The organism is Streptomyces griseoflavus (assembly GCF_014649995.1).
Taxonomy (GTDB): domain Bacteria; phylum Actinomycetota; class Actinomycetes; order Streptomycetales; family Streptomycetaceae; genus Streptomyces; species Streptomyces griseoflavus.
Genome location: NZ_BMUC01000014.1, coordinates 146,392 through 153,313, shown reverse-complemented (window position 1 = coordinate 153,313; position 6,922 = coordinate 146,392). Strand labels below are relative to the sequence as shown.

General features: G+C 73.3%; 1 protein-coding gene and 1 CRISPR repeat array. The gene reads right to left on the bottom strand.

The annotated features are described in order from the left end of the window. Positions 1–48: 48 nt before the first annotated feature. A CRISPR array of direct repeats spans positions 49–2,701; the repeat unit is 29 nt; unit sequence CTGCTCCCCGCGCCCGCGGGGATGGTCCC. Positions 2,702–2,978: 277 nt separating this feature from the next. Next, entirely contained in the window at positions 2,979–6,899 is a 3,921-nt protein-coding gene (mobF, locus tag IE172_RS26380) for a MobF family relaxase (protein ID WP_190099809.1), read from the bottom strand. Between the last annotated feature and the right edge of the window lie 23 nt (positions 6,900–6,922).

Sequence of the window (6,922 nt, the reverse complement as noted above, 5' to 3'; positions counted from 1 at the left end):
GTACTCGAAAACCGCTACCGACCCAAGTAAAACAGCAGGTCATCCAGTCTGCTCCCCGCGCCCGCGGGGATGGTCCCACCGGCCAGGGGCCGGTGCGGGTCGACTGGGGCTGCTCCCCGCGCCCGCGGGGATGGTCCCGGCGATGCCTGCGTGCCGGGTGACGGCTGGCCCTGCTCCCCGCGCCCGCGGGGATGGTCCCGGCGATGCCTGCGTGCCGGGTGACGGCTGGCCCTGCTCCCCGCGCCCGCGGGGATGGTCCCGACGACCGCGGCGCGGGCGATCCGGTCCACCGCTGCTCCCCGCGCCCGCGGGGATGGTCCCATTCGTCGCGTCACGGGGTGATCATCGCGCCCCTGCTCCCCGCGCCCGCGGGGATGGTCCCCGCCGCCGCGACTGCACCGGCAGCTGGCAGGCCTGCTCCCCGCGCCCGCGGGGATGGTCCCCCCGCTCGATGTCCTGCACCGTCGCAAGCCCCCTGCTCCCCGCGCCCGCGGGGATGGTCCCGTGCGTGCCACCTCGCCATTCGCCCGCCACCGCTGCTCCCCGCGCCCGCGGGGATGGTCCCGAAGCTGACGGCGCGGTGGCGGCGTCTCTCGGCTGCTCCCCGCGCCCGCGGGGATGGTCCCAACCTCCTGGCCGAGGCCATGAGCAAGAACGACTGCTCCCCGCGCCCGCGGGGATGGTCCCGACGCCGGGCACCGCACCGAACATCGGCAACGCTGCTCCCCGCGCCCGCGGGGATGGTCCCTCGGCCGCGGTCGTTGCGGAAGGCGCGGCCAACTGCTCCCCGCGCCCGCGGGGATGGTCCCAGATCCTTGCTCAGCCCGGACTGCGTGCCGTACTGCTCCCCGCGCCCGCGGGGATGGTCCCCACATGCTCCCCGGCCCCGGCCTGGCCTATGTCTGCTCCCCGCGCCCGCGGGGATGGTCCCCACCCGCAACGCCCCACACGTCCCCACCCACACTGCTCCCCGCGCCCGCGGGGATGGTCCCTTGACGGGGTCCTCCTCGAGGACATCGAGGGCCTGCTCCCCCGCGCCCGCGGGGATGGTCCCACCCCGCCCAATTCGGTGCAGGGTGGCAGCGACTGCTCCCCGCGCCCGCGGGGATGGTCCCGCCAGATCGTGGGCGTCCGCCCGGGACGGCTGCTGCTCCCCGCGCCCGCGGGGATGGTCCCGACGCTGCCGCGCATCGCAGAACTCGCGAAGGCTGCTCCCCGCGCCCGCGGGGATGGTCCCGGCTTGGCGGTGAAGCCGACGGTGACGGCGGTCTGCTCCCCGCGCCCGCGGGGATGGTCCCCCGGCGCCTCCGGCGAGCAGCCCGCCCGCGGCCTGCTCCCCGCGCCCGCGGGGATGGTCCCGGTCGGACGTCGTCCGTGGCGCCGCAGTGGCGCTGCTCCCCGCGCCCGCGGGGATGGTCCCAGCGCACGTGCGCCATGGACTGTGACCCGAACCTGCTCCCCGCGCCCGCGGGGATGGTCCCTCGGTGCTGATCTGTTCGTGGGCTTCGCCGCGCTGCTCCCCGCGCCCGCGGGGATGGTCCCCCCGCGGGGCCCCGCACCATCCGGGGCCCCGCCTGCTCCCCGCGCCCGCGGGGATGGTCCCGGCCGGGGTGGAGCTCCACCCCGAGACCGCCGCTGCTCCCCGCGCCCGCGGGGATGGTCCCGGAGACATGACGGTGCCTTTCGGGTGCAGTGGCTGCTCCCCGCGCCCGCGGGGATGGTCCCACCCGCCTGAACCAGCTTGACCGTGGCATCCACTGCTCCCCGCGCCCGCGGGGATGGTCCCTCCCGCGCGGCGGCCTTGTGGTCGCCGCCGTGCTGCTCCCCGCGCCCGCGGGGATGGTCCCAGGTGCGGGTCAGCGTCCAGTCCCTTAGAGGGCTGCTCCCCGCGCCCGCGGGGATGGTCCCGACGACCAGGCCGCGTCCGTCCGCCCCGCGTCCTGCTCCCCGCGCCCGCGGGGATGGTCCCCCCCGATGCCGACGAAGAGTGACCGCCGCGTCCTGCTCCCCGCGCCCGCGGGGATGGTCCCGGGGAGCGGGGGCCGGCGGCGGCCTTCGTGGACTGCTCCCCGCGCCCGCGGGGATGGTCCCAGCTTGCGGGACAGGTCGGACATTGGCGGTTCCTGCTCCCCGCGCCCGCGGGGATGGTCCCCGGGCACCGGGTCGGGCTCGGGGACCGGCTGCCTGCTCCCCGCGCCCGCGGGGATGGTCCCCCGCGGTGGTGAGCGCGTTGGACTGCCGACGCCTGCTCCCCGCGCCCGCGGGGATGGTCCCGCGAGCGGCATCCCTGCATGGCTGTCCGATGCCTGCTCCCCGCGCCCGCGGGGATGGTCCCGCGAGCGGCATCCCTGCATGGCTGTCCGATGCCTGCTCCCCGCGCCCGCGGGGATGGTCCCTGCGACTGCAACGTCTGCGAGACCTACGCATCCTGCTCCCCGCGCCCGCGGGGATGGTCCCGTGAGCGGCATCCCTGCATGGCTGTCCGATGCCTGCTCCCCGCGCCCGCGGGGATGGTCCCGCGAGCGGCATCCCTGCATGGCTGTCCGATGCCTGCTCCCCGCGCCCGCGGGGATGGTCCCGACTGCAACCCAAGGCGCAGGTAGCCGTCGTCCTGCTCCCCGCGCCCGCGGGGATGGTCCCGACGGCGACGTCACGTTGACGGTCGCGCCGGCCTGCTCCCCGCGCCCGCGGGGATGGTCCCCGTGGCCATGGCCCTGTGGACCTGGAGCAACACAGCTCTCCGCACCTACACCTGACCGGCGAAAGACACCCATCGTTCTCGGAGAGACAACGGCCTCTGAAGCAAGCGGATCCCCGACAACCCGCAGTGCCTCGTCCTCACCAGCTGGGCTTGCGCAGTCGGTCCCGGCGAAGCTCGGCTCTTCGACACCCGAAGTCGTGACGATCAGCGCCATGACACTTTGCGCCGTGCGTCCGCACTGCAGCCGGCTGGAAGACGGCGGTAGCCGACTACGCGGTCACATGCCGGTGCGGAGGCCGTCGCTCGGTCGCTGGTGCTGGAGCTGTTCGCGGGCATGCTGAGCATGCGGCGTGCTGTGCCGCCTCTCCTGCTGCAGAATTGCGCGGGCTGCCTCGCCATACATGTACCGCTGGGGGTCCTGCGTGCTGCTATGCCGGCGCGCCTGCTGCTCGGCTTGGAGTTGCTCGGCGACCCCACGCAGATTGCGGGCCTTGGTCTGCAGCGCGGCAGCCTCGAGGCAGGCCTGCTGGGCGGCTTCGGCGCGGGCCGTGTCGATCTGCGTGGCCAGCTTGGGCAGGTCGGCCTGCATCGCGGCGAACCGCTGCCGCATGGCCTCCGGGTCAGCGGGCGCAGCGCCGAGCGCGCCGTGGGCTCGGAGGGCCTCGGCGTACGGGGAGGTGCGCAGCGTTTGCCAGGCCTGTCGGCGGGCATCGGCGACGGCACATCCAGCGCGCTGTTGCTCTTCGCGTGCTTCGGTCAGTTGCTGCGTGTACTGAGCGAGTAGGGCCTGCTGTTCTGCGCGCGAGGTACCGGCCAGGCGCAGGGCGATGCGACTGCGGCCGAAGGCCGCTTCGATCCTGTCCTTTACGCTCTCGGCCTGCGCGGCAGCGGAGGCGGCGCTGCGCGCGATGCCGTCTTCGTGCTGGGCGCGGGCGGCGTATTGGTCGGCCACCGCGAGGACGGCGGCCGCAGCCTGTGCAGTGCGCTGACCAGCGCTGGGCTCCTCCTCCGCGGCGGCCGCCAGCTCCCGCGCCTGACGAGTCTGCGCCTCCGCGGCGTTCTCGGTGGCCGCGGCCGCCCGCAGTACCTTGGCCAGCCGAACCTCCAGCTGGGCGGCGGTCAGTGCCCCGTACGGGCGGGCCTCGCGGTCGTCCAATGTCGTCAAGGGGGTTTCTTCGGCCGTAGGCGACGGAACCGGCTCCGGAGCAGAGCGCAGTCGGTCGCCGACCATGGCCTCGGTCCGGTCCTGGCGCAGCAGCACGGTGGACGCCTGCAGGGCGCGTTCCAGGAGCTCGGTCTCGTCGCGGGGGTCGCCGAGCCGGGTGGCCCGGGGCTCCGTGTTCTCCATGGCGGCGGCGGGCAGCCACACGTGGTTGGCGATGCGGGCTCGGGTGACGCCGGGGTAGAGGGCGTAGGCGTTCGCGCCCAGCCCGTAGACAAGGGCGGTGTTGGTGGTCAGTCCTCGGGACGTGGCGATGGTCATCGCGTAGCCCAGGGAGAGGGCACCGGACGTGACCTGCGCGGGTGTCAGCCAGGCTCGGTCGCTTCGGGTGGCGCCGTGGTCGTTCCTGTGCCGCCAGGTGACCTGCACCCGGTGGTCGTCGGCGATGTCGGTGACAGCGGCGCGGCAGCCGTTGCGGTGGTCAGGACCGACGCCGCCGCGGGGGCGGTAGTCGTTGGTGCGCACCCGGACGATGTCTCCGACGGCCAGGGTGAGGTGGTCGCCGCCCGGCAGGGCGTAACGGTGTGCGCGGCCCAGTTCACCGGCCTCACGGCGTAGAGCCTGCGCACCGGCGTTCAGCAGCATCGCATCGTGATGGCAGGTCGCCAGCACCACCAGGTTCTCGAGCAGGCCATGCACATCGTCGAAGCGAGTGCGCGCCTGGTTCCAGGCGGCGAGGACGCCGCGACGGGCGTCGTCAGCACTGTTGGTTGCGTGGACGTGGTCGCGGTCGGCCGGCAGGTCCAGTGCAGGTTCGCGGGCGCCGGTGCGCCAGATCTCCAGCGCGGTCCGCTCGCCCGCGTCCTTCTGGTGCTGGTTGACCGTGAGCGTCTCGCCGCCGACCAGTCGGTGCACCTCCGCGAAGCCGCCACACGGGCCGATGGCGCGCATGTGCTGCGGGTCGCCCACCGCGATGACCTTGGTGTGGGTGCGGGCAGCTTCGGTGAGCAGCGCCGCCGTGGACCGGGCATCGGTCATTGTTGCCTCGTCCAGGACCAGGACGTCGATGCCGGTGAGTCCGTCGGCGTCGTGGATGCGCTGCAGCCAGGCCGCAACAGTGCGGGAGGGAATGCCGGATCCGTCGTACAGGTCCTGCGCGGCCACCGCCGACAGGGAGGCACCGGCGTACGTCAGCCCGATTCCGTCCCAGCCGATCCGGCATGCCTCCATCAGGCTAGTCCTGCCCGATCCGGGCACGCCGACGACTGCCTCCACCCCGTGTCCGGCCGTGAGCAGCCGTTCCACCACGCGCCGTTGCTCGGCGGTAAAAGAGAAACCGGCCGCTACCTCGAACACGGCGACGGCGGACTCGGCCTGATCCGTACTCAGACGGGCAGAACCGTCGGCGTAGCGGGCCCGCGCCTGATCCACGATGGTCTGCTCGGCGCGGAGGATGTCGCCGGTCGTGTAGCGCTCGGTGTGCGCCATGAGCTGCGAGCCGCGCAAGGGCAGAGCCTGGGCGTATCCCTTCACAGCGAGCACCCGCTCCGCCAGGGTCTCGAGCTCATTCGCCTCCAGGCCGAGCGGGCAGGCATCCGCGACCCGGGCGAGCAGCTGGGCCTTGCTGAACTCCGTGTCGGAGGCGGTCAGCCCGCGCTGCGGGTCGAACACCTCGGCGGCGATCCGCTCGGGCGGAGGGGTGCGCGGGCCGTCGGACCCGCCCACGGCGAGCGGCCCATCGGGACCGGGCGGCCCCGGAGCGGCTGCCGCGACCGTCGCGTCGACGTCGTGACCGAGGCCCTCGGCACGCCGGCGCCAGGCGGCGCGCAGGTCGATGGTGCCGGTGTCGTGCTTGGCGTGCCGGGTCTCGGCCGACACCCGCAGCTTCTCCTCACGACCCGCGTCGGCGCCAACGATGGCGTCGACCTGGGCCGCCCGGCGGGAGTAGTGGTCGCGCAACGGCTCGGGAATGCCCTCGATCTCCCAGGCACCGGTGCGCGGCGAGCGCGTTCGGACCACGCCGAACCGCTCGTGCGTCAGGGCCCGCACCCGCGCCTTGAACAGGGCGTCGAATGCCTTGGCGTGCCGGTGCAGGTCCATGCCACCATTGGCGACGGCCCGCCACTGACCGTCCGCGCAGCGAGCCAAGTTGACGATCACGATGTGCACGTGCAGGTGGGGGTCGCCTGGTGTGTCGTCGATCGGGCGGGCGGATTGGTGCTCGAGGCTCCAGCCGAGCAGTCCGCCGGTCGCGATGCGGTGCAGCTCGCCGCCCTCGCCCGCCAGTCCGTAGCCGATCCACTGCTCCAGCTCGGCAAATGCCTCCCGCTTGGCCTGGTGAACCAGGGCTCGGAAATCCTTCTCGTGCCGCTCGGCGAGCAGCGCCCACAGGGTGGAGTCGCTCTTCGGCAGGTCGGCGACGAGGTCGTAGGCACGGATGCGGATACTGATCCGGTCGCGTTCGTGGACGCGAGCTTCAACGAGCTGGCCGGCGTCGTAGACGTCTTCCAGGGCGAGCCCGGCCGCGCGCGCCATGCGATGCAGGGAGTCGATCTGCAACCGGTGCCGCTCACCCTTCTGACGCACCATCCGGGCGAGGGTCACCCACTTCTTCGCCTGCTTGGGCTTGCCGATGAACAGGTCGACGGGCTCGCACTCCGCGACCTTTGCGGCGGCCTCGACCGCCTCCACGAGCCGGGCGCCGGTCAACTTGGCACGTGGGTGGGCGCGAAGTTCCGAGCGCACCAGTTGCTCGCCGGTGAGGGGATGGTTGCCCTTGGTCAGGGCTCGTGCGGCTTGCTTGCCCGTTTCGTCGAGGTGCGTGCCGGATGCCTGACCGACTTCGCTCAGACCTTCGCCGACCCACACGAGCATGCCATCCCCGGCAGCTTCCATGCCGTTGTCGATCTGGTCGTCGGCGATCGGGCGAGCCTGCTCAACGAGGCCTTCGCCAACGGCCGGGACGTAACAGCCCGCATGACCGGTGAGGCGGTACTCGACCTGCCCGTCATCCACAATCCCGGTCACCCAGGCCATCAGCTGCCGTCCCTCCCTCAATG